The 3,528-nt window shown below is 56.7% G+C and carries 4 protein-coding genes; all 4 read left to right on the forward strand.

Annotated elements, in window-relative coordinates:
* Positions 1-126 precede the first annotated feature (126 nt).
* Positions 127-1,083, forward strand: a complete 957-nt coding sequence (locus tag Q7O77_RS15760; RefSeq protein WP_304169518.1) for a FecR family protein — start codon at positions 127-129, stop codon at positions 1,081-1,083.
* A gap of 136 nt (positions 1,084-1,219) precedes the next feature.
* Positions 1,220-2,050, forward strand: coding sequence for an energy transducer TonB (locus Q7O77_RS15765; RefSeq protein WP_304169522.1), 831 nt, complete (start codon positions 1,220-1,222; stop codon positions 2,048-2,050).
* Between the two features lie 58 nt (positions 2,051-2,108).
* Entirely contained in the window at positions 2,109-2,867 is a 759-nt protein-coding gene (locus Q7O77_RS15770) for a MotA/TolQ/ExbB proton channel family protein (protein ID WP_304169525.1), read from the forward strand.
* A 14-nt stretch (positions 2,868-2,881) separates the two neighbouring features.
* Positions 2,882-3,307 (forward strand): biopolymer transporter ExbD, encoded by a 426-nt coding sequence (locus tag Q7O77_RS15775; protein WP_304169528.1) that lies wholly within the window; start codon positions 2,882-2,884, stop codon positions 3,305-3,307.
* The last annotated feature ends 221 nt before the right edge of the window (positions 3,308-3,528 follow it).

Below are 3,528 nucleotides of genomic sequence, written 5' to 3' on the forward strand. Positions count from 1 at the left end.
ATTGCCAAAAGGTTGGACGTATCCCCCAGTATGGTGCGCAAGTACGTGGCGAAAGCGCTCACCAACTGTTACCTGGCATCCGCGGGCCAGATTGAATAACGCCATGCACAAAGCAGCAGACAACCGATGAGATCATTTCAACGTCCCGATCCTACCGCCCAGCAAGCCATCGAATGGATGGTCCTGCTCCGCTCCGGTGAAGCCACCGATGAGGATTTTCGCGAATATGAACGTTGGCGTTATGCCGACGCCAGCCACGACGCTGCCTGCGCCCAGATAGAAATGACGTTGGGCAAGGTTCAGTCGCTGGCGCAAAACCTGCCCACAGAGAACCTGCGCCAGACCCTGCTTGCGCCTTCCAGCCGTCGCAAGTTTTTGCAGAACACGCTGAGTATCGCCGCCGTGACCGTCGTGGGAGGGTTGGTGGTCAACCAACAATATCCGGTGCCTTACCTGTTCTCGGATATCCATACCAATACCGCTCAACGCCGTCGTGTGGAACTGGGTGACGGCAGTATTCTGAATATGAACGCACGCACCGCGCTCAATATCGCCATGAACGATAGCCAGCGCAACGTGGCGTTACGCACTGGCGGCTTTATCGCCAGCGTGGTCAACGACGACAGACCGTTTAGCGTCCATACCGACATGGGCCGTATTCTGGCTGGCGAAGCCCGCTTTAACGTGCGCGAGGAATCTGGCGGCATCCATCTGGCGGTACTCAATTCCGTAGTCAGCGTCACCAACCTGCGCGGCGAAAACCAGCACGTCCACGCCGGGCACGGCCTATGGTTCAACCATGACACGCTGCTGCCAGTCGCCATTTCTTCTTACGCCGAAACCGCCTGGACGCAAGGCCGACTGGAAGTACAGGACGCGCCGCTGAGCTCGGTTATCGACTCACTGAGAAACTACAGCCCGGCGGTCATTCGTCTGGACCCCGCGATTGCAGGTCTGCGCGTCAGCGGCAACTTCCCGTTGGACAATGTGCCCTACTCTTTGGATGCTCTGGCCCAGACCATGCCGATCGCCATTACCCGCACGACTGGGTATTGGATTCGCATCACCGCGGCGGACGCTTAATCCCTTTTTTTCACTTTTTTTCATTGTCGGGTGTCACTTTTGCTTTCTCATCGCACATGAAAGATAAGCCCCCGTGATTGCGGATCGTATCGGTCATGCCATCAGGACTTGTCGACACGTCGTGATAGTGCAGAACATGACAGTAAAAGAGAGGATTGAAGTGCCGAACAGCGCAGCGCACGCCACGCTTTTACCCTCCGGGTTCGCGGCGGAGCATCAAAATCGCTTACCCAAACTCACGATCGCAGCGGTCGTACTGGTTCATATGGCGCTGATCGGCGCGGCGATAACGCACACCACACAGTATCGTCCGCTGGACATCATCAATCCGGCGGAGCAGACCAGCGTGCAGGTGACCATGGTCGAGATGTCGGAACCCGAACCGCCGCCTGCACCTCAGGCGGCTATCGAAACCCCGGCGTTGTTGACAGCGGAAAATAGCGACCGTGACGTTGAGCAACACGAAGAGGCGCCGTCCGTTCCTGCGCCAATCGCGCCCCCGGCACCGCCAAAACCTAAGCCTAAGCCGACGCCCAAGGTCGAACACAAACCCAAGACGGTGCGGGAAGCCGCGCGTCCGGAGCCCCATGAAAAAACCTTGCCGATGCCAAATGCCCAGGTCGCTGACAAAGCCGCGCTCCCGGCAACGGCCAGAGGCGAGATGCTGAAGAGCGCGCCGAACGCCACGCCGAAAATGGTTTCTACCGTGGGTTGCAGGGTGCCTGCGCCCGACTATCCGCGTAAGGCCAAACGACTGCGTGAAGAAGGTGAGGTTCTGATTCGCCTGGCGATTAATGCCGACGGGAGTCTGGGTCGTAGCGAAGTCGCCCGTAGCAGCGGCTATGCCGATCTTGACCAGGCGGCGATGGCGGCCGTTTCCGGTATACGCTGTAACCCCTATCTGGAAAACGGCCAGGCGATTGCCGTGATGACGATTCAACCCATTACCTTCAAGTTACCCCGTTAACCCACCCGCCGGTGGATGACCATGACCCATAGCGTTTATTGATAATTGAGGAAGCAACATGAATGAGTTTGGCATTGAGCACGTTTGGCAGCAGGGCGACATCGTCACCCGCTCGGTCGCCCTGGTCCTGCTGGTCATGTCCGTGATGTCCTGGTCGGTGATTGTCATTAAATGCATACAGGGCGCGGGGCTGCGCAGCATCGCCCTACGCACCAAACACCGTTTCTGGAGCGAAAAAAACCTGCCGGCGGCCATCGAATCATTAGGCGCTCACAGCAATAATCCGTTCCGCGATCTGGCGATAGCGGGCCATGCGGCCATGTCTCACCAGTACAATGTCGATTCGGGTATCAGCAATAATCTTGATATCAGCGACTGGCTGGCGCGCGAGCTAAAAAACAGCATCGACGACCATAACGCTCGACTGCAATCAGGTCTTGGCATCCTTGCCTCCATCGGCAGCACGGCACCGTTTGTCGGCCTGCTCGGTACCGTGTGGGGAATTTATCATGCGCTGCAATCCATCAGCATGGTAGACCAGCCGGATCTGGCCCATGTGGCGGGCCCGGTCGGCGAAGCGCTGATCATGACGGCATTCGGCCTGTTCGTCGCCATTCCGGCGGTGCTAGGGTTCAATACCATCAGCCGCCGCAACCGTACCCTGCACCATGCCATCGCCCGCTTCGCCCACGATCTGCACGCCTATTACCTGACCGGTTCACGTATTACCAGCACCGATGTCACCGAACTGCGCACCGCGGATTCAGCATCCGCCCATCGCGTCCAGCCATTTCGCGCGGGTCAGTCTGCATCATAAGTGAGGGATAGATAATGAGCCTGTCAGGCAATTCTCAGTTTGAAAGCGAGGAAGATGCGCTGGTCAACGATATCAATATGACGCCGTTTATTGATGTCATGCTGGTGCTGTTGATTGTCTTTATGATTACCCTGCCGGTGATAAACCATGCGGTAAAAGTCAATCTACCCAAAGCGAATGCCAGCGTGCTGGAGAAAGACCCACAGGCCATCGATATTTCGGTGCTGGCCGACGGCAGCGTCGCCTGGGATAAACAGCCCGTTGATGACGCCACCTTAAAATCCCGGCTGGAAGAGACGGCAAAACGCCCACCGCTGCCCCACCTGCGCATATACGCCGACAAAGCTTCCGAATATGGCCGCGTCGCTTTTGTGATGACCAGTGCGCAAAGCGTTGGCCTGACAAAGTTTGACTTTGTGGTTGATAAAACCGCGCAATAAACCAGATTTTTACGATCCTAAAAAGCGCCGTCAGGATAAGGGGCGGCGCGACGGACCTCAGCATGCGGAAAGCGTATCCCCTCCCCGAGCAATGCATTAGCGCCGACAACATGAATTTTTACGCTAAAAAAATCAGGCCAGTTGATCTCTTTTCGGGATAGATACCATAATGAGACCACAGGGAAGCCCAGCGCTTCCCTTTTATTTTTAAGCCGTTAACG

The sequence above is a fragment of the Lonsdalea britannica genome (assembly GCF_946477055.1).
Classification (GTDB): Bacteria; Pseudomonadota; Gammaproteobacteria; order Enterobacterales; family Enterobacteriaceae; genus Lonsdalea; species Lonsdalea britannica_A.